Source organism: Ruegeria sp. CDSA221, assembly GCF_059611825.1.
In genome coordinates, this window is record NZ_JBXWPK010000002.1 from 487,909 (window position 1) to 509,297 (window position 21,389).

The 21,389-nt window shown below is 56.6% G+C and carries 18 protein-coding genes and 1 tRNA gene; 10 read left to right on the forward strand and 9 right to left on the reverse strand.

Annotation, left to right across the window (positions count from 1 at the left end):
* The 3 genes from AC2FJ5_RS04805 to AC2FJ5_RS04815 are packed head-to-tail and all read right to left on the reverse strand — an operon-like array spanning nt 1 to nt 4,089.
* Nucleotides 1-1,041: a lipocalin-like domain-containing protein gene (locus AC2FJ5_RS04805; RefSeq protein ID WP_496792622.1), complete on the reverse strand. Its 1,041-nt coding sequence runs from the start codon at nt 1,039-1,041 to the stop codon at nt 1-3.
* On the reverse strand, nt 1,031-3,445 hold the full coding sequence (locus tag AC2FJ5_RS04810) for an ABC transporter permease (RefSeq protein ID WP_496792623.1): 2,415 nt from the start codon (nt 3,443-3,445) through the stop codon (nt 1,031-1,033). The genes AC2FJ5_RS04805 and AC2FJ5_RS04810 overlap by 11 nt, the downstream gene beginning before the upstream one ends.
* Nucleotides 3,442-4,089 carry an ABC transporter ATP-binding protein gene (locus AC2FJ5_RS04815; protein WP_271947223.1) on the reverse strand — a complete coding sequence of 216 codons (648 nt, stop codon included), beginning with the start codon at nt 4,087-4,089 and terminating at the stop codon, nt 3,442-3,444. Before AC2FJ5_RS04815 ends, AC2FJ5_RS04810 begins: the two co-directional genes overlap by 4 nt.
* A gap of 160 nt (nt 4,090-4,249) precedes the next feature.
* Between AC2FJ5_RS04815 and AC2FJ5_RS04820 the strand changes: the two genes are divergently transcribed.
* Nucleotides 4,250-4,684, forward strand: a complete 435-nt coding sequence (locus AC2FJ5_RS04820) for an ion channel (RefSeq protein WP_271947221.1) — start codon at nt 4,250-4,252, stop codon at nt 4,682-4,684.
* Here the strand turns inward: AC2FJ5_RS04820 and cls are convergent.
* Nucleotides 4,681-6,093, reverse strand: coding sequence for a cardiolipin synthase (gene cls, locus AC2FJ5_RS04825; protein WP_496792625.1), 1,413 nt, complete (start codon nt 6,091-6,093; stop codon nt 4,681-4,683). The two genes, AC2FJ5_RS04820 and cls, sit on opposite strands and share 4 nt — an antisense overlap.
* A gap of 59 nt (nt 6,094-6,152) precedes the next feature.
* Entirely contained in the window at nt 6,153-7,241 is a 1,089-nt protein-coding gene (locus tag AC2FJ5_RS04830) for an AI-2E family transporter (RefSeq protein ID WP_496691208.1), read from the reverse strand.
* A 147-nt stretch (nt 7,242-7,388) separates the two neighbouring features.
* Between AC2FJ5_RS04830 and AC2FJ5_RS04835 the strand changes: the two genes are divergently transcribed.
* Both AC2FJ5_RS04835 and AC2FJ5_RS04840 read left to right on the forward strand, forming a co-directional pair.
* Nucleotides 7,389-8,252, forward strand: a complete 864-nt coding sequence (locus AC2FJ5_RS04835; RefSeq protein ID WP_142633688.1) for a YihY/virulence factor BrkB family protein — start codon at nt 7,389-7,391, stop codon at nt 8,250-8,252.
* Nucleotides 8,253-8,372: 120 nt separating this feature from the next.
* The gene (locus tag AC2FJ5_RS04840) at nt 8,373-8,558 is read left to right on the forward strand and encodes a hypothetical protein (RefSeq protein ID WP_142633690.1); all 186 of its coding nucleotides are present in this window, start codon (nt 8,373-8,375) and stop codon (nt 8,556-8,558) included.
* Between the two features lie 2 nt (nt 8,559-8,560).
* On the opposite strand, the gene AC2FJ5_RS04845 is transcribed toward AC2FJ5_RS04840, so the two are convergent.
* Together AC2FJ5_RS04845 and AC2FJ5_RS04850 are read right to left on the reverse strand one after the other, a co-directional pair.
* Entirely contained in the window at nt 8,561-9,277 is a 717-nt protein-coding gene (locus tag AC2FJ5_RS04845) for an RlmE family RNA methyltransferase (protein WP_142633692.1), read from the reverse strand.
* Complete coding sequence (locus AC2FJ5_RS04850) at nt 9,277-10,389, reverse strand: Ppx/GppA phosphatase family protein (RefSeq protein WP_142633694.1); 1,113 nt, start codon at nt 10,387-10,389, stop codon at nt 9,277-9,279. Before AC2FJ5_RS04850 ends, AC2FJ5_RS04845 begins: the two co-directional genes overlap by 1 nt.
* A 241-nt stretch (nt 10,390-10,630) precedes the next feature.
* Here AC2FJ5_RS04850 and AC2FJ5_RS04855 point away from each other — a divergent pair, with 241 nt between their 5' ends.
* The 4 genes from AC2FJ5_RS04855 (at nt 10,631) to AC2FJ5_RS04870 (ending at nt 13,157) form a co-directional block, all read left to right on the forward strand.
* The gene (locus AC2FJ5_RS04855; protein WP_142633696.1) at nt 10,631-10,927 is read left to right on the forward strand and encodes a virulence factor; all 297 of its coding nucleotides are present in this window, start codon (nt 10,631-10,633) and stop codon (nt 10,925-10,927) included.
* Nucleotides 10,928-10,953: 26 nt separating this feature from the next.
* Complete coding sequence (locus tag AC2FJ5_RS04860) at nt 10,954-11,880, forward strand: methylenetetrahydrofolate reductase (RefSeq protein ID WP_496691345.1); 927 nt, start codon at nt 10,954-10,956, stop codon at nt 11,878-11,880.
* A gap of 9 nt (nt 11,881-11,889) precedes the next feature.
* A complete protein-coding gene (locus AC2FJ5_RS04865) occupies nt 11,890-12,951 on the forward strand; it encodes a methyltetrahydrofolate cobalamin methyltransferase (protein WP_496691210.1) in 1,062 nt (353 codons plus the stop codon).
* A 132-nt stretch (nt 12,952-13,083) separates the two neighbouring features.
* Nucleotides 13,084-13,157 (forward strand) — tRNA-Gly (locus AC2FJ5_RS04870).
* A 1-nt stretch (nt 13,158) separates the two neighbouring features.
* Here AC2FJ5_RS04870 and AC2FJ5_RS04875 read toward each other — a convergent pair.
* Together AC2FJ5_RS04875 and AC2FJ5_RS04880 are read right to left on the reverse strand one after the other, a co-directional pair.
* Nucleotides 13,159-14,016: a class I SAM-dependent methyltransferase gene (locus AC2FJ5_RS04875; protein ID WP_282021231.1), complete on the reverse strand. Its 858-nt coding sequence runs from the start codon at nt 14,014-14,016 to the stop codon at nt 13,159-13,161.
* A 24-nt stretch (nt 14,017-14,040) separates the two neighbouring features.
* Nucleotides 14,041-16,086 (reverse strand): ASKHA domain-containing protein, encoded by a 2,046-nt coding sequence (locus AC2FJ5_RS04880; protein WP_496792626.1) that lies wholly within the window; start codon nt 16,084-16,086, stop codon nt 14,041-14,043.
* 217 nt (nt 16,087-16,303) lie between these two features.
* On the opposite strand from AC2FJ5_RS04880, the gene guaB reads away from it, so the two are divergent.
* The 3 genes from guaB to AC2FJ5_RS04895 all read left to right on the forward strand — a co-directional run bounded on the left by guaB (nt 16,304) and on the right by AC2FJ5_RS04895 (nt 21,386).
* Nucleotides 16,304-17,752, forward strand: a complete 1,449-nt coding sequence (gene guaB, locus AC2FJ5_RS04885) for an IMP dehydrogenase (RefSeq protein WP_496675678.1) — start codon at nt 16,304-16,306, stop codon at nt 17,750-17,752.
* A gap of 78 nt (nt 17,753-17,830) precedes the next feature.
* A complete protein-coding gene (locus tag AC2FJ5_RS04890) occupies nt 17,831-18,988 on the forward strand; it encodes an RsmB/NOP family class I SAM-dependent RNA methyltransferase (protein WP_496792627.1) in 1,158 nt (385 codons plus the stop codon).
* Nucleotides 18,989-19,094: 106 nt separating this feature from the next.
* The gene (locus AC2FJ5_RS04895; RefSeq protein ID WP_496792628.1) at nt 19,095-21,386 is read left to right on the forward strand and encodes a hybrid sensor histidine kinase/response regulator; all 2,292 of its coding nucleotides are present in this window, start codon (nt 19,095-19,097) and stop codon (nt 21,384-21,386) included.
* The last annotated feature ends 3 nt before the right edge of the window (nt 21,387-21,389 follow it).

The following is a 21,389-nucleotide window of genomic DNA, read 5'->3' on the forward strand; positions in this document are numbered from 1 at the left end:
CTAATACCCGGTCATTTCAAGATAGCCACGGCCTGAATGGCTGCCTGAGACCGTAACGGGGCCCTCCCAATAGGCAAAGCGGGTTGCCATCCAGGCTTTGGGTGTCAGGGCGCTGACGACAATATCCACCCCGCGGGCGGGGAGTGTGACACGCCATTCAATCGGGATATCCCGGTCAGCGACATGGGCGGTCTGAAGCGGTTCAAAAGAAACAGAGCCAGCGGCAAGCGCGGTGGTTTCGCCATCCTTGCCGATCCACGTGGCAGAGGTGAAATCCTCAGCCTCTCCGCGCAGGCGAAAGGCCATCAGCTTGTCGCCGCCCTCAAAGCTGAGCGAGAACCAATCCCATCCGCTTTGATCCTCGGCCAAGGGCTGCGAGGACCATTCCCGATCCAGCCATCCCTGTCCGGTTACCGCAACATCCCCATCCGGCAGATGCACTGTGCCTGTCAGGTCGAAAAACGGCTGTGAATAGTAATGACTTGCCTGCCCCTGCGTAGACTTGACCGAATACCCGGCATCCCCGTGAAAGACCAAAGGCCCCGTTGCACGCATTGACAGATCGTATCCGAACTCGGAACCGTTGGCCCTAATCTTCAGCGCATTAAAGTCTGGGCCACGCATGTACCACTCGTCGATCCAGGCCTCAAATGGGGTGGCGGTGACCCCGGCCTGACCGATCCCGCCGCGCGACAGGCGCTCTGCGAAGTAATGGGCGTCGGGGGTGGTCAAGGCGGCATGGCCCAACCACAACTGCGGACTTTGCCAGGATTGCTCTTCATAGGGTTTCAGCGCCGAGCGGAACAAAGTCCATTGCACTCCGTAAACGCGCCCGTCTTCTCCTTTCAGGTTCGCGGTCAGATACCACCATTCGATCTTGAAAGTGGGATGGGGACCGTGATCCTGCGGAAAGCTCAACTGATACCCAAGCTGGGGGACGTCGAACCCGTCGGCCTCACCTCCAAGACTGGCAAAGCCCTGCGCCCGAAGTTGGGCGGGCAATAGTAGGGCCAGAATTAGGAACCAGACTTTAGCGTTCATTGGCAAACACTCTTAACAACTCGGCAGGCGGGATGCGCAGCAACCGAAGGGCTGGAACCGCAGCGGCGATAACAGCGGCCAGTAAGGTCAGAAGAAATAGATAGAACCAGTCGCTTGGGAATAGGTACATTGGTAACCGCCAGCCAAACGCCTCGACATTGATGACCGTCAGCAACGTCCAGGCCAGAACCAACCCAAGCGGCAAGGCCAGCGCGGCGGTCAGCGAGGCCAAAAGCACGCTCTGCGTCAGTTCGAACCGCGCCAGTTGCGCCCGCGTCAGGCCAAGCGCCCAGACCGGTGCGATCTGAGGCAAACGTTGTGTCCAAAGCGTCAGCAGACTGGTCAGAATTGCAAATCCAGCAACCCCGAGCGTCAGGATATTCAGCGCAGAAGTCACCACAAATGTGTCTTCGAAGATTTCCGTGGATCGGGCCTTCATGTCCGCTTGATGAACGACTGCCTGCGGAGGAAGGTCAAATTCCGCCCGAAGCCTTTCGGCAACATCGCTGGCTTGATCAGGGGGCATGCGAACGCCATATCGCCGTTCCTCGGTATTGGGTGCGATGTCTTCCAAAAGCTCCATCGACACGATGGCTTGTCCGGTTGGATTGCCATAATCAGAATAGACCCCTGCAATGACCAGCTTGTGACCCGGGCGGAGCGTGATTTGATCTCCGGGCCACAGACTGGATCTGCGCGCAAGCTGTTCGTTGATCAGAACGGCGGTTCCGGACATCACCTGATCCCATACTCCGGGCACTGAGGCGATCAGCGGCCAGTTTTCTTGATAAACCGGATTGTTCACCACCCCGTAAAGAAACAAGGGGCCGCTTCCGTGCGCCAGCTCGACGCTGCGGATCGGCAAAACGGCGTCGACCTGAGGCAGCAGCCATTTCTTGATGTCCTGCGCCTGTTGTTCGTCGGATGCGGCTATATACAGTTCTGATGTCAGTCGTTGGTCAAGCCACCCGGTAAATGTCAGCCGGAAACTCGACACCATGGTGCCCACGCCGATGTTCGCGGCCAATGCCAACATCAATGCCATCAGGGCCAAAGAGAGACCGGGCAGTTGCGCCTGCATGTCGGCGAATACCCATTGTCTGACCGGGCCGTTCTGTAGCTTCTGAAGTCCGGTTACTGCGATCAGCAAGAGAAACGGTAAAATCAACGCAGAACCCGTCAGGATTCCGGCAACCAGCACGAACCCTGCGACCAAACCGTCGGCCACAAAGATTGAAACGATCCCCAACCCAATCAGGAATACTCCGATCAGAGCCAATCTTTTGGTTGCAGTGTCATCCCCCCGCCAGGCCTGCGGACCCGGGCTTGATAACAGCGGCAGCCGAGCCAATCGGAACAAAGCCTGAGAACTGGCCAAGAGCGTTCCGAACAGGGCCATGGCCAAGCCCGCGAGAACCCAGTGCAGTTGAAGCGATAGCTGACCTTCAACTGGTGCACCATACAACCCGCGTAGGGTGGATGCCACGTCGGGCAGCAAGGCCCCGGCCAGCAAGAACCCCAGGACCAGACCGGCGCCCCCTCCAATCAGGGCCAACAGCGACAGTTCGGCCAGGATGATCCAGATGATCCGGCGCATCGATACGCCCAGCGCACGGATTGTCCGGATGATCGCTCGGCGCTGCGCAAAAGCCAACCCGACGGTGCCATAGACGATGAACAGCCCAACGGCAAAGGACAAAAGCGCGAAGGCAGAGAGGTTGAGGTGGAAGCTCTCTGTCAGTTGAGCCGTGTCCAATCTGGTTGAGGCTGCAATTCGTGTCAGATCAGGAGCGATCTGCTCAAGCGGAGGGATCGCTCGGGGTTGATCAGGCAGGATGACCAGACGTGAAATCTGCTCCTTTTTGTCAAGCAGCTGTTCGGCGATGCCAATATCGGTAAAGACCAGATCGGGCGGCAGCGCGTCGCTGGACAGGATCGGCGGCAGGTCGCTGGCTTGCTCCAGAACCTGGGCCAGTTCCGGTGCGACCAGTATCCTGCCGGGCGCGGTCAGCATGTCTGCGGGATCGGGCGGCGTATCGCTTTGTTCCAGACGGCTAAGGGCGGGCAGGGGTGGAAAGGCGACCATGTCGACCCCCATGACCTGCAGATTGCGCCCACTATGGCGCCAACGCCCCTCAAGCACCGCAGCGACCTGCCAGCCAGCCCGACGCAAGCTGACATAATGGTCGATCGTCAAATTCCCCGAGGTGGCGTGCAATTCATCGTATTGACCAAATGAGAGTTGATCATTGGCCCGTTGATAGCTTGCCCGGGCCTCGGAATTTATGGCTTGAACTGCCGACCACAGCCCGGTCGCAAGCGCAATGCCGGTCAACAAGGTCAATAGCTGAAGCCAATGGGTGCGCCAGTGCGACACCAACGCCTGTATGACGGCCAAAGTCACGAGATCAGACCGCCGGACAGGCGGACCTGCCGATCCAGACGGGCCGCGATGTCCTGCGAATGCGTCACCAACAGCAGGGCAGCGCTGGTCTCGGCGACCAGAGCAAGCATCAAATCCAATACATTAGTGCTTGCGACCTCATCCAGATTTCCTGTTGGTTCATCCGCGAGCAAAAGACTGGGGCGCGGCGCAAGGGCGCGTCCGATGGCAACGCGTTGCTGCTGGCCGCCTGACAGGTTCTCGGGAAAGCGGTCTAGCAGGTCTCGCAATCCCAGTTTGTCGGCAAGATGATCGCACCAGTCCGGATCATATTTACCGGCAAGCCGGGCATGGAAGGACAGGTTTTGGCCGACCGTCAACGACGGGATCAGATTGAACTGTTGGAATACCAGGGCCACACGCTCGCGCCGAAGGGCTGCGCGCCCGGTATCGTCTAGTGTGGACAGGTTGGTTCCGCCCAGTGAGATTTCGCCGGCATCGAATATGTCCAGCGCACCTGCGAGATTTAGAAGCGTGCTTTTGCCACTGCCACTTTCCCCGGTTAGGGCAAGCGTTTGGCCATGGTCCAACGACAGAGATACTCCGTTCAAAATCGGTCGACCGTTTGCATATGATTTATGGACATCAGTTATTTTAAGCAGCATTCATAGGCGCCCTGTATTCTGCCACTCACAATTTGCAGCCGACCGAGGCGGTGTCCAGTTCAATGGCGCTATCGTTTCCATTCGTCGCAGACGCAGGGTTGCCCAATCCTGCAATTGAAGCGATTGTGACGAGACTTAAAAACAGAGGGGATGGGCGCCGGTGACCTTATCCGAGCAGATTATCTGGGGAAGCGTTTATTTGGGTATCTGCTTTTTGATCGAAATTGCCCTGCTGACTTGGTGCATGCAGATCATCCGCGTGATGTCCATCAAACTGGAAAAAAGCAAAAGGTTCGTCACCATTGCAAGCCCGCTGACTATCGCGCTGATTTTTATCGTGATGATCCATACCTTTCAGGTCTGGCTTTGGGCGATTGTCTGGGTCTTTGGGGATGTTCTGGCGGACTGGAACTCGGCGCTGTATTTCTCTTTGGTTACGTTCACAACGCTGGGTTACGGCGACATTGTTCTGGACGACGGGCTGCGCATTTTTGGTGCCTTTGCCTCGGTCACCGGGCTTTTGGCATTTGGGCTGTCCACAGCCTTTTTGGTCGCGGTCATGTCGCGGGTGCTGCAGGAAGAGTCGATCCTTTAAAGGATTGGTGCGAACAACCGCGCCAGAGGCGAGCCGAACCGAATATAGGCCGGTTGTTCGGGCAAGGTTTTGTCCAGCTCATAGCTGGATTCAAAGTCCATCAGCAGCATGTTGTGAACCGCATGGGCCGCGTCCTTGTCAAAGAACAGGGCCATCGCCTCAAAATTCAGGCGGAAAGAGCGATTGTCCAGATTGGTTGTGCCAACAGCGGTTAGAGTGTCGTCCACCAGAAATACTTTTTGATGCATGAACCCATCAGTGTACCGGTAGACCCGTGCGCCGCATTCCCTGATCTCGTCGAAATAGGCAAAGGCCGCCAGCCAAGGCAAGCGGTGATCAATCACGTCGGGAACCAGAATGCGAACATCTACCCCGCGCATTGCAGCGTGGCGTAGTGCGGTCATGATGTCGATATCAGGAACGAAATAGGGGGATGCGATCCACAATCGTTCCTTTGCTTCCGTGATTGCAGAAAAGAACATCATGGCGCCGGTTTCGGTTTCGTCCCCCGGACCTGTGGCGACGAGAAGGGCGTTCATGTCCTGATCAGATTCCTGACCCGCCCAGGCCAGTTGATCTATCAGGTCTTCTTGATGCGCCCAGTACCAGTCCTCTGTAAAGATCAGTTGTAGTTGGCGCACGATATGTCCAGTCAGCCTTATGTGTGTGTCCCGCCAATGTCCGAACTTTGCGGACTGACCGAGATATTCGTCGCCGACATTGTGGCCGCCGATAAAGCCGATTTCACCGTCTATGATCACCGTTTTCCTGTGATTGCGATAGTTTAGCTGAAATCGCTGTCCTGGATGACGCTTTTCATGCTGACCGGCAACGTGAATTCCCGCCGCGCGCAGCGACGTGATGTAGCTTGTCGGTAAGCCATAACTGCCCACGGCGTCGGTCATAAAGCGAACTTGCACGCCGCGCTCTGCGGCGGCGATCAGTTTGCTTTGCAGTTGCCGCCCCAATCCGTCATCACGCACGATGTAGAATTGCACAAGCACATAGTCCTGAGCCGCGTCGATAGCCTGAAAGATAGCGTCAAAGGTTGCCTGCCCATCGACAAGCAAATCTGCACCGTTGCCACGTGATATGGGTAGATGCGCAAGCTCTTCGAAAGGGAGTGGGTTGATCGAAATCATGCCCGGATCTGGGCGCGAAAAATCCGCAAAGCTCTTTATCCCTTCGACAACAGTCTCAGCGTGCTTTCGGGCCAGGCGATACCCGCGAAAACGATGATGTCCCAGAAACAAGTATAGCGGTACGCCAGCTATCGGCGCCGAGATCAAAAAGACCACCCATCCCACGGCACCCTGCGGTGTGCGCGCTGTTTGAGCGGCGCGTATCGAAAAGACCGCGGCGGTCAGGTACAAACATAGGACAAAGAGGGAAACAAAGAGTGTCAGCATGGAGGATTCGATCCTGGCATTTTCCTTAGTGTTTCAAGTTGCATTGGGGATTGGCCTGTTCAGACTGTATTCCCCGATGGCGGCCCTTCGTCGCCGAGTTCACCATTCAGGGACATTAAAATTGCGATCGGGCGCAATGCGGGTATATGGCTGAAGATGATCAGGATGCAGACGGTCAGCGGAACGCTCAGAAAGGCTCCGATCAGACCCCAGACCGTGGTCCAGAACATAAGTGCCAGAATGACCAGAAATGTCGACATGTTCAGCGATCGGCCCAGCATGGCCGGGTCCAGAAAATTACCGATCATGAACTGAAGCGTGCCACAGCCGAAAACTATGATCAGAAACGGCCCGATGCTTTCAAATTGGACCAGCGCAATCGCCGCTGGAAACAAAACGGCAATAATCGACCCAATCGAGGGTATGAAATTCAGGGCAAAGGTCAGCACGGCCCATGTCTCGGAATACTCAAGACCAAGGGTTTTGAAGACCACATAGCTGATTCCAGCCGTTATCAGGCTGATAAAGGTCTTCACTCCGACATAACGCTGCAGACTAAAGGAAATCGCGTCCAGAACCAAAGCGAACTCGGCACCGGTTTTAGGGTCACCGGCGGCCATACGGATCTTTTTGCGGAACGCCAGACGTTCGGCCATCAGGAAGGCAACGTAAAGGCTGATGAGGAAAAACTGGTTCAGCAAAGACGTCGCGCTGCCCAGCAACATCCGGGCGACGAAAGACATATCAATGTTGACCAGATTGTCCCGGATGAAGGCCGTAATATCGTTGCCCACAAGGTCGTTTATGCGGTTAACGGCCTCGTCGAACTGGCTTTCGTATGTATTGATCGAGCGTGCAAACTGCGTCGCCTGATTGCCCAGAATATACATGATCATGAACAACCCGACCAAAACCACGGTCACTCCAGCCAGGTTAGCCAACCAGACCGGAGCCTTGGTCAGCGCAATAACCCGGTCACTCAGCGCGATGATCAGGACGTTGATCAGCAAGGCCATGGTCAGCGGGATCAGAAAAGCCGAGCCCGCATAAAGCCCCAATACGATCAGTGACACGACAATCGCGGTGTCGCGGACAACCGAAAGGCGCAACCTGTTCGGTATGCTTGGGTTCTGGTCGCTGGTTGGCATTTTTCGCCCGGCTTTGTGTAGGTTTCGTTTCGATCCTGCACGGGACAAAGGGATTATGCAATGCAACCAAACATTTGGAGTTGGTTAATTGCGTCCAGTCGGGTTTTGCCGGTTCTGGTTCGAATACAGTCAGGGTAGAGTTTTCGGATGACGACAAGTTTGATTCCCCTGACTGGAAGAGTAATTCGAGCCCTTTGGCTGGCCTTGGGGCGATTTGGAGCCAAAAACGGCATGGTCATGAGCAGCCACGTTGCCATGTCCCTGATGCTGGCCCTGTTTCCGTTTGTTCTGTTCACTGTGGCACTGGCTGGTACGCTGTCTCAGGACTATGTCACGGACGAGCTGATCGAACTGATCTTTGGCGCCTGGCCAAAAGATGTCGCCGGCCCGATTGTGGGAGAGTTGCGCTCGGTCCTGGCGGAATCAGGTTCGGGGGTAATCACCCTGGGCGGTTTGCTGGCCATTTTCTTTGCCTCAAACGGCGTAGTTGCGGTGCGGGCAGCCATGAATCAGGCCTATCATGATCATGACGCCTGGCCATTCTGGAAGACACGCTTGCTGTGCCTGGGATTGGTGATTGTTGGCGGGGCGGCCATTCTGGCCATCGCCGCCGTCGAAGTCGTCTTGCCGGTCTATACGCGCCTCGTGTCCGAAAAGACGGATGTTAACGTGTCAGACTGGTTGTCTGTGGATCGATTGCGTTGGACTTTTACCGTGGCGGTTCCTGCGGGCACGGTTATCGTTGCACATCTTGTGCTGCCGACGCGCCGCCATCGGCTGTGGCAAATCCTTCCGGGCGTTGTTCTGACACTCGCTCTGTGGGCGATGGGCGGTTGGGGCTTTTCGATCTATATCGGACAGTTCGCCTCGTACAGCGCTACTTATGCTGGTCTTGCGGGGGCGATGGCTGCGTTGATTTTCCTATATCTATGCGCGGCCATCCTGATTCTGGGCGCTGAATTCAACGGCGCGCTGATGGATTTGCAGGATCAAAGTAACGGACAAACCTGAAGGGTAGGGTGGCTGGGGTAGTGAAATAGCAACTCAAAGCCTGGTTTGCGTCATGAAATCGGCACGTTTCTTACCCAAACTGCATGGACTGTGACCCCATACGCATCAAGGTGAGGCCTCATGACCAAACTGCCCGAAAGCGCGAAATCGCAAAATCCATCGTCGCTGACCCGGCGGATTGAAGAATTACGGGCAAAACCGGCGACGGATATCAGTCACGGTGAGGCATTGTTGTTGCAAGGAAACGCAATATCTTCGCTGCGTGAACAGCGCCTTGCGCGTTCTCTGGCTGACTTTGCAGATTAACTTCAGCCGCGAAATCCTGTTGCCACAACGAATTTTTCCGAACTGTCGGCACGGGATGCCGGTGGTTTAACATGCGCCACCTTGTCAAACTTCTGTTTCAGAATCTTCTGCAGATCCCCTTCGGCTCCTCCGGCCAAAACCTTGGCGACAAATGTGCCGCCCTGTTCCAGCACATCAAAGGCAAAATAGGCGGCGGTTTCGCACAGGGCCATGATCCGCAAATGGTCGGTCTGTTTATGCCCCGAGGACGCAGCGGCCATATCTGACATCACCACATCCGCTTTGCCACCCAACCAGTCTTTGACCTTCTGGTCGGCATCGTCCTCCATAAAGTCCAACTGATGAACCTCGGACCCGGCCACCGGTTCGACCTCTTGTATGTCGACACCCAGAACAGTGCCGATTTTCTTACCGCTTTTCTCACCCAATGCATTAACGCGCTGGACCGCAACCTGCAGCCAGCCGCCTGGGGCGCAACCCAGATCGACGATGCGCGCACCTGGAACCAGGAAGCGGAATTTATCGTCCAGTTCCAATATCTTGAACGCCGCACGCCCACGATAGCCTTCGACCTGCGCGCGCTTGACATAGGGGTCATTCAGCTGACGTTCCAACCACCGAGTCGAGCTGATTTTGCGCCCGCGGGCGGTTTTGACCTTAACCTTCAGGTCGCGCTGCCCGCGGCCCGAATTGTTTTTGCCAGTAGGTGTCTTCGCCATCAGAACGGTCCGTCTTCCAATACACCGTCCGCGCTCATCTGCGCATAAAGCAGGCCTTCGCGCAGCCCCCGGTCCGCCACTGAAAGACGGTCGGTTGGCCAACATCGTAACAAAGCCTGCAATATGGCCGAGCCGGACATGATCAGGGCCTGGCGGTCATCGCCGATACGCGGATCTCTCCGCCGCCCCAGTGGGCCGAGTTCTAGATACCCGCGTATCACTTTGTCAATCTGATCGCTTGTCATGCGCAAACCGTCTACCTTGGTCCGGTCATACCGCTTCAATCCCAGATGTGAGGCTGCGACTGTCGTAACCGTGCCACTGGTGCCGACGATCTGAAAACCTTCGCGGGCTTGCTCATCCTTATAAGGCGCAAAATCGGCTAGGTTTTCTTCGAAAAACCAGCTCATCAAAGCAAACCGCGCCGCATCATCTTCGACATCATGGAACTGATCGCGCAGCGTCGCAACGCCGAGGGGAACACTGATCCAATCCACAACCTTGGCTGCAGGAAACGGGCTGTCTGTTGTATGAAATCCATTATGCAGACGCATAATCGCCGCCGGGCGATCCCGACGCGGAAGCGAGGATATGTCGATCCAGACAAGCTCTGTCGAACCGCCGCCAATATCCACAACCAACAACTGTTCTGTCTTAGTGGACACCAGCGGGGCACAGGATATTACGGCCAGACGCGCTTCTTCCTCGGGCTGGATGATCTCAAGCGTCAACCCGGTTTCACCCTTTACCTGGCGAATGAATTCACGTGAATTTTTTGCACGGCGACAAGCCTCGGTTGCGACTAGACGCATCCGCTTGACCTTGTTGCGTTTCAGCTTTTGCTGGCAAATGCGCAACGCCTGAATGGTGCGCGCCATCGACGACCGAGACAAACGCCCCGTCCGCTCTAAGCCCGCGCCCAGCTGCACGGATTTAGAAAAACTGTCCACCACATGAAACCCGCTGCCCTTGGGCTGGGCAATTAACATGCGACAGCTATTTGTTCCCAAATCCAGCGCGGCATAAAGCGCATCAGGATCGGGTCTTGCCGGCGCGGGGCTTTCGACCGCCTTCGGGAACGCGCCCGCACCTTTGGGACGCTTGGGCGCCATCTTCAACGCCCTCCGATTTACGAGTTACCCCGACCATAGGTCGGCCTTTTGGTTCGTGCAAGATACTCATTAAAGTGATGAGAATTTTGAGGTGAGGTTTATAGGAACAATTCGTTACAAGCCGTGTATCCCGTTGTAGGTGAAAACGTCGTTTGAAATGCGCCTTGTGTCGAAAATCGACCGACCTGCGACCACATTGAAGTTTAGAACCGGTCCATCTGGTTAGGAGGAATCAAAGCAGATGCCTGACGTCACCATCGTATACTGGCGCGACATTCCCGCCCAAGTCATCGTCGGCAAGGGCCGCCGGGGCGCAAAACGGCAGTTGGAAGAACGGTTCGAGCAAGCCATTGACCGCGCCGCCATGAAGGTGAACGCCAAGGATAGCGATGCCTACCTGGCCGAATGGCGCAAGGCCGCGCCTTTCGCGGTTGAGGGCGATCCGTCCGAAATTGCCGAACAGCAGGCTGTGCGATTGGAAACGGAATATGATCAGGACCGTATCAAGGCTCTGATCGCCAATGACGGTTGGGCATGAGCTCGAAATCTATATGGGAGGCCGCTATGGCTTTGCTGAACTTCAAGAAACGTGATGCCGCCGAAAACGGTCCGGTAAATCCAACCGTCGAAGCCTTCCTGCAGGGCTATTCGATTGAGGTGATGCCGCGCACCGCCGAGAAGGTCGAGGATTTTCGCGCTTTGTTGCCTGAAGGCACACGCGTCTATATTGCCCATATCGAAGGCACTCCGATCGAAGACATGGTCAAGACCGCCAAGCGCATCGCGGTGGACGGCTATCCTGTTATGCCGCATTTCCCGGCGCGGATCATTAAAGACACGGCGACGCTGGAAAACTGGATTTCCATGTACCAGGGTGAAGCAGGTGTGGATCAGGCGCTGTTGCTGGCCGGTGGTGTCGCGAATCCTCATGGTGATTTCGACAGCTCGATGCAGCTGCTGGAATCCGGCCTGTTCGACAAAGCGGGCTTCAAGCGTCTGCACGTCGCTGGCCACCCTGAAGGCAACAAGGACATCGACCCTGACGGATCGACCAAGAATGTCGATGACGCGCTGCGTTGGAAACAGAAGTTCTCTGAGACCACGGATGCCGAAATGGCGCTGGCCACTCAGTTCGCCTTTGACGCCAAACCGATCATCGCCTGGGCCGACAGCCTGAAAGAGGCGGGGATCGACATTCCGGTTCATATCGGCATCGCCGGTCCGGCAAAACTGCAAACACTGATCAAATTCGCCATCGCCTGCGGCGTTGGTCCATCGCTGAAGGTTCTGCAAAAGCGCGCCATGGACGTGTCCAAGCTGCTGCTGCCTTACGAGCCCACGGATGTGATCACCGAGCTGGCCAACCACAAAGCGGCCAACCCGGATTTCAACATCACAAACGTACATTTCTTCCCGCTTGGCGGCATCAAGACCAACGCCAACTGGGCCATCAACAACGGCGGCGCTTCGGCAAAGCCTGTAAACTCCTAAGGATCGGACATGACCCGTACAGTCGTAGAATCAAAAACAAAAACCGCCGTCCTGGGCTTTGACGAACCGTTCTGCGTGATCGGTGAGCGGATCAACCCGACAGGCCGCAAGAAACTGGCGGCGGAACTGGAAGCAGGCGATTTTTCGACCGTCGAAAAGGACGCCCTCGCGCAGGTTGCCGCTGGCGCGACCGTTCTGGATATCAACGCGGGCGTTGTCTACAACTCGAACCCCAATCCGAACGAGACCGAACCGCCGCTGATGCGCAAGATCGTTGAAATGGTGCAGGGGCTGGTCGAAGTGCCGCTGTGCATCGATTCATCGGTTCCGGGAGCTCTGGAAGCGGGTCTTGAGGCGGCAGAGGGCCGTCCTCTGTTGAATTCGGTCACAGGCGAAGAAGATCGTCTGGAGCTGGTTCTGCCGCTGGTCAAGAAATACAATGTCCCTGTGGTGGCGATCTCAAATGACGATACAGGGATTTCGGAAGACCCCGATGTGCGGTTCGAAGTGGCCAAAAAGATTGTCGAACGGGCCGCTGATTTCGGCATCCCGGCCCATGACATCGTGGTCGATCCGCTGGTGATGCCTATTGGCGCAATGGCAACTGCCGGTCAGCAGGTGTTTGCTCTAGTTCGTCGTTTGCGTGAGGAACTGGGCGTGAACACCACTTGCGGGGCGTCCAATGTCTCGTTCGGCCTGCCGAACCGCCATGGTATCAACAACGCCTTCCTGCCGATGGCGATGGGCGCCGGCATGACCTCAGCGATCATGAACCCCGTTGCCTTGCCGGTTGGTCCCAAGAAACTGGCCGAGAAGAAGGCTGAGGTTGAGGCCAAAGGCATCATCCTGCCTGCGGACATGGATGATGAGACCTTCTGCCAGCTGTTTGGTCTGGGTTCGACCCTTCCGCGCGCGGGCAAAGAGATGGAGGCCATCCGCGCCGCCAACCTGCTGACCAACAACGATCCGCATGGCGGCGCTTGGATCAAGTTCAACAAAGCCCCCAGCGAAGCCGGTGCCGAGGGCACTGGAGGTGGTCGTCGCGGCGGTGGCCGTCGTCGTCGCGCATAAGCGTTATAAAACAACATGCTGGCCGGGTCTTTTGATCCGGCCATTTTTGTCTTCGCCGTCGCAAATAGCCTGACGGTTTGGATCAAAACCGCTTGAACCTGATCTTGTACCGGTGATATTCAGCTAGCAGCGGCGGGTATGATGTAATGGTAGCCTGTCAGCTTCCCAAGCTGAACGCGCGGGTTCGATTCCCGCTACCCGCTCCATTCAGTTCGATCGACGCGCTTGGTACAGGTTTATCACCGCCGGGATGTGCAGGCCGGTTTCGGATGTGAACTGGGCGAATTCCTGACAGACCTCGTGCTGGATTGCTGCTGCGTCCTGTTCGGTGCCTTCGAAATGCGCGATGGTTCGCGCGGCGGGGCCGACGCGGGTGCACAAGGCGGCTATTTCCTCTGACCCGCCAGCGCCGGGCAGATTTACGGAGATGGCTTGGGCCTGAATGTCCGACAGCCCCGCCTGTTGCATCATGCCGGTGACGTGATCCAGATCGTGAAACGCCAGCGGACCCGGCGCGTAACGATCTACCCGAGGCGGCTGCCCAAGGCGTTTTACCGCAGCAATATGGGGTATTTTGAACCACGGGTTGCCATCCAATGGCCCCCAAGCTGCAAAGGTCATCTGCCCGCCGGGTTTAAGTGCGCGGGCGATATTGGCGAATGCAGCAACCGAATCGTCAAAGAACATCACGCCGAACCGTGAAATCGCTGCGTCCAACTGATTGGCAGGAAACCCGAATATCTGCGCGTCAGCATGTTGGAAGCTGATGTTGCTCAGCCCGTTTTCCGAGGCTCGGGCGCTGGCACGATCAAGAAACGCTTGCGATATATCGGCGGCCAGAACATCGCCATCCGGCCCGACCAATCGCGCGGCTGCAAGAGAGCTTTCGCCAGTGCCACAGCCGATGTCGAGCACATGCATTCCTAGTTTAAGCTGGGCATTCTCCAGCACAAGGTCCAGAACCGAAGCCATCAGTTGATCCAACTGATCCTGATATGTCAGCCATTTGGCTCCGAATTCGGATTTTCCCCAGTATTCTGCCTGTTCCTCATTCACCGACTGCATCGTACCCCTCCGTGGTTGCCGCGACTATGACCTCCGGCGACGGCGGCGGCCAGAGTTTTCCTGATCTCCACCACCGGTGTTGAACGAGGGCGCGGGCAGGGTGACCACCTGTGCCAATTCCGGGAAAGGGTCGGTTTTGTGGGGTATCGCGTTCGCTGCCACGAAATGATCCTGAAACTTGGGCTCGATGGCGGTTTCAACCTTGGTGATTTCGCGCACTACATGTTCAATTTCACTCCGCGACCCGATGTTGCAAAGGGCGATCCGGGCGCCCGTACCGGCGGCGTTGCCCGCGCTTGAGACCTTGTTCAAGGGCGCATCGGGGATCATTCCCAGAACCATGGCATGTTTGGTCGAGATATGCGCGCCGAAGGCACCAGCAAGAACAATGCGGTCGACAGTATCCACGTTCATTTCGTCCATTAAAAGCCGCGCGCCTGCATAAAGCGCGGATTTCGCCAGTTGAATCGCGCGAATATCGCCCTGAGTGACTGTGATACGTGGGCCGCCTTCGGCGCTTGCGTCGTGGATCAGATAGGAATGGGTGCGCCCCTCGGGGACGTTGCGTGATGTGCCCGTTTGTTCTGCGGATCCGATCAGGCCACTTTCATCCAGCAAACCCGCCATACGCATTTCCGCCACCGCTTCAATAATGCCTGATCCACAGATGCCGCTGATGCCAGTGGTTGCGATGTCTTGATCAAAACCCTCTTCATCCGACCATTTCTCGGACCCAATGACGCGAAAACGGGGTTCTTTAGTGACAGGATCAATCTCGATCCGCTCAATCGCACCGGGGGCGGCACGCTGACCAGAGCTAATCTGCGCGCCTTCAAAGGCCGGGCCGGTCGGTGAGGAGCACGCCAGAACCCGGCTGGTATTGCCCAGCAAAATCTCGGCATTGGTGCCGACATCGACGATCAGAACCAGATCTTCGGATTTGCCGGGCTCTTCCGACAAGGCAACCGCCGCACAATCCGCACCCACATGACCCGCAATGCAGGGCAGGATGTAGACCTGCGCACGTGGGTTCATGTTGGTCAGATCCATCTCGCGCGCGGGCAAAGACATGCTTTCGGACGTAGCCAAGGCAAAGGGCGCTTGGCCCAGCTCGACCGGATCCAGCCCAAGCAGCAGATGGTGCATGACCGGGTTACAGACGAACACCGTTTCGACAATCAGGTTGGCGTCAATCCCGGCCTCATCCGCGATGGATGTTGTCAGATCGTTTATCGCTTCGCGTACGGCTCGGGTCATCTCTTTGTCGCCGCCGGGGTTCATCATCGAGTAGGACACGCGGCTCATCAGGTCTTCGCCAAAGCGGATTTGGGGGTTCATCAGGCCCGAAGATGCCTTGACCTCGCCTGTGTCCAGATCGGTCAGGTGAGCTGCAATCGTGGTAGAGCCGAGGTCGATGGCCAGACCGAAAAGTCCGTTCTCGTGCAATCCAGGCCAGATTTCCACGATCCGTGCGACCTCGTCCTTGTGGCCTTTATGCACTGCAACGGTGACCTCCCACTTACCCTTGCGCAATATGGGCTGCAGTTTGGACAACAAGGAAAGATCAGCCGTTACGGCGTCGACGTTCCATTGCTCGCGTAGCGCGCGTTCCAGACGTTCCAGATCGCCGGTTGGTGAATGCATGTCGGGTTCTTCTACCGCAACAAAATACAGCCGGGTGGCCGGATCCATTGTGATGGCGCGTGCTGTGGCGGCCTTGCGTACGACCTGACGGTGCACCTGGCTTTCTGGTGGCACGTCGATCACCACATCCCCCTGAACCGTGGCCTGACATCCAAGACGGCGGCCGGGTTTCAATCCGCGCTTGTCGTCATAGCGCTGTTCAACCGCGTTCCATTCGCTTAGTGCACCGTCGGCTACGGTCACGCCGTGCTTGGGAAACTCGCCATAGCTTGGCGTGATCTGGCATTTCGAACAAATCCCGCGTCCACCGCAAACGGAATCCAGATCCACACCCAATTGCCGTGCCGCAGTCAGAACCGGAGTGCCTACGGGAAAGTGCCCGCGTTTGCCCGATGGGGTAAAGACAACAAGAGGGTCGGTGGTCATGATTGGCCTGCCTTTTATATTCGCGCCTATGTCGGGCAAGATATGGTTTTGTACGCAAAGGGAAAGGCCATTCAGCGGCACGTTTTGTGTGCGTTGCGTCGTTTTTTGTCGCAGCATCGACCAGCAGGTAAAAACTAGTTTATGTCGGGGGCTTTTCCTTAGATGCAATCCATGCAATAGGGTCACCGTCAAACGGGCTTTTGCATGGGGTTAACAGATGCAGATTCGTGAGGCACTCACCTTTGACGACGTTCTTCTGGTTCCGGGCGCATCTTCTGTGCTGCCGGCCACGGCGGATACGACCACGCGCGTGACGCGGGAAATCACCATGAACATCCCGCTGCTCAGCTCGGCGATGGACACGGTGACCGAGGCGCGCATGGCCATCGCCATGGCGCAGGCGGGCGGCATCGGCGTGGTGCACAAGAATCTGACGGTGGATGAACAGGCCCGCGAAGTGCGCCGGGTCAAACGGTTTGAATCCGGTATTGTTTACAACCCGGTGACACTGCGGGTGGATCAGACGCTGGCGGACGCCAACGCGTTGGTGCAGCGTTATAACTTCACCGGCTTTCCCGTGGTGGACGAAGAAGGCCGCGTGGTCGGTATTCTGACCAACCGTGATATGCGTTTTGCGACCTCGGATGATACGCCGGTTCACGCGATGATGACCTCGGACAATCTGGCGATGCTTCAGGAACCCGCCGATCTGGAAGAGGCCAAAAGCCTGATGCGCGCGCGTCGGATCGAAAAGCTTCTGGTTGTGGACGGGGCGGGCAAGCTGACGGGTCTGCTGACTTTGAAAGATACCGAACAGGCGGTGCTGAACCCAACGGCCTGCAAAGACCGGTTGGGGCGTCTGCGAGTCGCGGCAGCGACGTCGGTTGGAGACTCTGGTTTCGAACGATCCGAACAACTGGTGGATTCCGGTGTCGACATTATCGTTGTAGACACCGCTCATGGGCATTCTCAAGGGGTGCTGGACGCGGTGAAGCGGGTCAAGACCCTGTCGAACGAGGTGCAGATCATTGCCGGTAACGTCGCCACTGGGGACGCAACCAAGGCGCTGATCGACGCAGGCGCGGATGCCATCAAGGTGGGGATAGGGCCGGGTTCGATCTGTACTACGCGGATGGTGGCCGGTGTGGGCGTGCCGCAGCTGACTGCGATCATGGATTGCGCCGCGGCCGCCGGCGATGTGCCGGTTATCGCAGATGGTGGTATCAAATTCTCGGGCGATTTTGCCAAGGCGATTGCGGCGGGTGCGTCCTGTGCCATGGTTGGCTCGATGATCGCAGGAACAGATGAAAGCCCGGGCGAAGTGATCCTGTATCAGGGCCGGTCGTTCAAATCTTATCGCGGCATGGGCAGTCTAGGCGCGATGGCACGTGGCTCTGCGGATCGCTATTTCCAGAAGGATGCCGCCAGCGACAAGCTGGTGCCCGAAGGGATCGAAGGGCAGGTGCCTTACAAGGGCTCGGCCAGCGCGGTTGTGCATCAACTGGTCGGCGGCCTGCGCGCAGCCATGGGCTATACCGGCTGCGCCACGGTCGAAGAGATGCGAAAGAACTGCAACTTCGTCAGAATCACAGGGGCTGGCCTGAAGGAGAGCCATGTGCATGACGTGCAAATCACACGCGAAAGCCCGAATTATCGAGTGATGTAAATTGCCGGAACCTGAACTGCGGCGCCCCGGTGAGGGCGCCGCTTTGCGTTTTTGCCCTGCACCATATCGGAGAATGAAATGACCCCCGCCGCACGTGTTCAGGCCTCCATCGAAATTCTTGATCAGATTCTCTCGGGTGCCCCGGTCGAAAAGGCCCTGACAGGTTGGGCGCGGCGAAGCCGTTTCGCCGGTTCCAAAGACAGGGCTGCCATTCGCGACCACGTGTTTGGTGCTTTGCGGTGCAAAAGGTCATTTGCGGCGGCAGGTGGGGTGGAAACCGGTCGGGGGTTGATGATTGGCGCGATGCGTATGCAAGAAGTCGATCTGGATCAGATATTCAATGGCGAAGGGTACGCTCCGGCCAGTTTGGAAGAACACGAACAGGCTAAACCATGTGAATCCGACGCCCAGAAATACGACATACCGGAATGGCTTTGGCCAACCTTTCAAGAGTCTTTGGGTGATTTGACTCTTTCAGTGGCCGAGGCATTGCGCGCTCGGGCCCCGGTTCATTTGCGGGTCAATCTGATTAAGTCGAGTGTCGATCAGGCGGTCACGGTCTTGCTGGCGGACGGCATCCAAGCGAGGCCACATCCCGCTTGTTCGACCGCACTCGAAGTTGTCGAGGGCGAGCGGAAAATCTCAGGAAGCCGTGCCTATACTGATGGGTTGGTCGAACTGCAGGATGCGGCGAGCCAGGCCGTGGTTGAATCATTAGACTTAAACCCCGGCATGCGGGTTCTGGATTATTGTTCCGGCGGTGGCGGCAAAGCCTTGGCCTTGGCCGCGCATCACGGTGTAGATGTGTTCGCGCATGACGTTAATGCGGCGCGAATGCGTGATTTGCCCGCCCGGGCCGAGAGAGCGGGTGCACAGATAACACTCCTGACCAATGACGAGATCTCTGCGCAGGCACCATTCGACATTGTGCTGACCGATGCCCCCTGTTCAGGCAGCGGATCCTGGCGTCGCGCCCCGGCGGGAAAATGGTCTCTTACACAAGATGGACTGAACCGGCTTACGGAAACGCAGCGGACGATCCTAGATGATGTCGCGCCTTTGGTGGGGCCAGCGGGTGTTCTTGCCTATGCAACATGTTCCATGCTCGAGGTCGAAAACGGTGCAGTGGTCGATGCGTTCGTGGCGGCGCACCCCGAATGGACCGAGACGTTTCGCAAAACGTGGTATGTATCACACGGTACTGACGGGTTTTTCACGTCACACTTGACGCGGTAGTTGGCGGACAAATAGCAACCTAAAGGAGAATTGCTCACTTTGTTAATTAAGTGGGCGTTAACCCTTTTGCGTTGGGTTACACCTAGCCCGGCAAGTTGAGTATTTAATGTCCGATACCGCAGATTTCTATTCTGATCCAAAGTTACGAAATTCACCAAGCGGTTTGCGTCTAGCACCATTGGTTGCGCTAGGGGTGTTGCTCTCACTGCTGCCGCTGGCAGGAATCATTCCCCAAGCCTGGAATCTCGGCCTTGTGGTGGCAGGTATGTCTTTGCTTGCTGCATCACTGTTGGTCGTGGTGAGGGCGCTGATTTCCGACGACTCGGTACGTCGTGAGCTTAGGGTTATGGAGGTTTTTGCCGAAGAAGAGCTGTACCCCTGCGCGATTGCCAATGCACAGGGTGATGTTCTGATTTGCAATTCTCATGCCCGGGCTCAGCTCCATGTTTTTCCCGGCAACCGGCTGGATGAAGGTCTAAAGTCTATTTTTGCGAACCCGTCGGCAATTTTGCTGCGCCTACAGTCTTTGGCCGAGATCCATGGCCGTGCAAGAGAAGACGTTGTCACTTTAGAGACAACCGTACCGATTTCTGTTCTCGGTGTTGGGAATAACTTTTTCTTTTGGCGGTTTCATCTGGATGGAACAGGTCAGTGGGATGCTGTGCCTGTACCCATTTTGACCGAAGGCAGAAACGGAGCATTGCTGCGGATCAACGGGGCGGCGGAACAAATCCTGGGACAACGACCCGACAACCTTGCACAGGTTCTGACTGGCGCGCAGCCCGAATTGGGTGAGGTTGTGCAGGTACAGACGGCACAGGGGCCAATTCCGGCTACGATGGCCGTACTGTCTCGGTCGGGAACCACGCGCGATCTGCTTGTTCTACCGCTTGATCGTGCACAGGAAGGTGGAATTGGCGCGTCATTTGTGGATCTTCCGGTCCCGGTAATGACCCTGTCTCCCGACGGGAGCATCCTTGAGGCCAACAGGCTGGCAACGCGTCTTGTCGGAAACATAGAGCCCGGAGAATCCAATGTTGTGCATATCATGCATGGTCTGGGGTATCCGGTTCTGGACTGGCTGACGCAGGCTTCAAATGAGGGCGCCGTTTCACGATCTGAATTCCTGAGGCTGACACGGGAAGACCGCGAGATATTCGTACAGGTCACATTGAAACGTGTGCTGATCGAGGGAGAAGTCAGACTGATTGCGGTTCTGAATGATGCTACCGAACTCAAGACTTTAGAGGCGCAATTTGTGCAGGGACAAAAAATGCAGGCCGTTGGCCAACTGGCTGGGGGTGTAGCGCATGATTTCAACAATTTGCTAACGGCGATTTCCGGACATTGCGATCTTCTGCTTTTGCGGCACGACCAGAATGACCCTGACTACGGGGATCTTGTACAAATCAATCAGAACGCAAACCGTGCTGCAGCTTTGGTGAGCCAACTGCTGGCCTTTTCGCGCAAACAGACTTTGCAGCCGGAAATCCTGGATCTCAGAGATACGATCTCAGACCTTATTCATCTGCTAAATCGTCTGGTCGGAGAAAAGATTAAGCTGACACTCAGCCACGATCCCGTTCTGAAAGCGGTTCGTGCGGATAAACGCCAGCTAGAGCAGGTGTTGATGAACCTTGTCGTAAATGCCCGCGATGCAATGCCTGAAGGTGGTGAGGTCAGGATCGAAACCGAAGTGGTCGTGCTGACAGAACGCTTCACAAGGGATCGCGCTACGGTACAACCTGGTGAATACGTCACCGTCAAAGTCATTGATAGCGGTACGGGGATTGCCCCCGATAAGCTACAGAAAGTGTTCGAGCCTTTCTTTACAACCAAACGCACGGGTGAGGGGACAGGTTTGGGCCTGTCGACTGTCTACGGAATTGTAAAGCAAACCGGCGGTTTTATTTTTGTCGACAGCATTCAGGGGAGAGGGACCGAGTTTATTGTGTACCTGCCGGTTTCAACCGCCCCCAAAAAAACCGAGGCAGCGCCTGCGCAATCCCCAGAGAATCCAACGGTTCGCCAGGGTGAGGGTGTCGTGCTGCTGGTCGAAGACGAAGCCCCGGTTCGGGCCTTTGCTACCCGCGCACTGAGGTTGAAAGGCTACACTGTGCTCGAGGCCGATTCGGGAGAAGAGGCTCTGAGGCTTCTCGAAGATGGCACATTGAATGTTGACGCATTCGTCACCGATGTGGTCATGCCCGGATTGGATGGTCCGACCTGGGTTCGTATGGCTAAGCAGAACAGGCCAGATGTCCGGGTCATATTCATGTCTGGATACACAGAGGGTGCGTTTGGCGATTCCGGACCAGAGATTTCCGATTCAACTTTCCTGCCCAAACCATTTTCTCTAAACCAACTGACCGAAGCTGTTTTTCAGCAGATCAATTAGGGT

What these genes read in the sequence shown, in the direction of transcription:
- AC2FJ5_RS04805 (WP_496792622.1), bottom strand. Translation starts at nt 1,041, where the DNA reads ATGAACGCTAAAGTCTGGTTCCTAATTCTGGCCCTACTATTGCCCGCC.
- AC2FJ5_RS04815 (WP_271947223.1), bottom strand. Translation starts at nt 4,089, where the DNA reads ATGCTGCTTAAAATAACTGATGTCCATAAATCATATGCAAACGGTCGA.
- cls (WP_496792625.1), bottom strand. Translation starts at nt 6,093, where the DNA reads ATGCTGACACTCTTTGTTTCCCTCTTTGTCCTATGTTTGTACCTGACC.
- AC2FJ5_RS04830 (WP_496691208.1), bottom strand. Translation starts at nt 7,241, where the DNA reads ATGCCAACCAGCGACCAGAACCCAAGCATACCGAACAGGTTGCGCCTT.
- AC2FJ5_RS04835 (WP_142633688.1), top strand. Translation starts at nt 7,389, where the DNA reads ATGACGACAAGTTTGATTCCCCTGACTGGAAGAGTAATTCGAGCCCTT.
- AC2FJ5_RS04840 (WP_142633690.1), top strand. Translation starts at nt 8,373, where the DNA reads ATGACCAAACTGCCCGAAAGCGCGAAATCGCAAAATCCATCGTCGCTG.
- AC2FJ5_RS04845 (WP_142633692.1), bottom strand. Translation starts at nt 9,277, where the DNA reads ATGGCGAAGACACCTACTGGCAAAAACAATTCGGGCCGCGGGCAGCGC.
- AC2FJ5_RS04850 (WP_142633694.1), bottom strand. Translation starts at nt 10,389, where the DNA reads ATGGCGCCCAAGCGTCCCAAAGGTGCGGGCGCGTTCCCGAAGGCGGTC.
- AC2FJ5_RS04855 (WP_142633696.1), top strand. Translation starts at nt 10,631, where the DNA reads ATGCCTGACGTCACCATCGTATACTGGCGCGACATTCCCGCCCAAGTC.
- AC2FJ5_RS04860 (WP_496691345.1), top strand. Translation starts at nt 10,954, where the DNA reads ATGGCTTTGCTGAACTTCAAGAAACGTGATGCCGCCGAAAACGGTCCG.
- AC2FJ5_RS04865 (WP_496691210.1), top strand. Translation starts at nt 11,890, where the DNA reads ATGACCCGTACAGTCGTAGAATCAAAAACAAAAACCGCCGTCCTGGGC.
- AC2FJ5_RS04875 (WP_282021231.1), bottom strand. Translation starts at nt 14,016, where the DNA reads ATGCAGTCGGTGAATGAGGAACAGGCAGAATACTGGGGAAAATCCGAA.
- AC2FJ5_RS04880 (WP_496792626.1), bottom strand. Translation starts at nt 16,086, where the DNA reads ATGACCACCGACCCTCTTGTTGTCTTTACCCCATCGGGCAAACGCGGG.
- guaB (WP_496675678.1), top strand. Translation starts at nt 16,304, where the DNA reads ATGCAGATTCGTGAGGCACTCACCTTTGACGACGTTCTTCTGGTTCCG.
- AC2FJ5_RS04890 (WP_496792627.1), top strand. Translation starts at nt 17,831, where the DNA reads ATGACCCCCGCCGCACGTGTTCAGGCCTCCATCGAAATTCTTGATCAG.
- AC2FJ5_RS04895 (WP_496792628.1), top strand. Translation starts at nt 19,095, where the DNA reads ATGTCCGATACCGCAGATTTCTATTCTGATCCAAAGTTACGAAATTCA.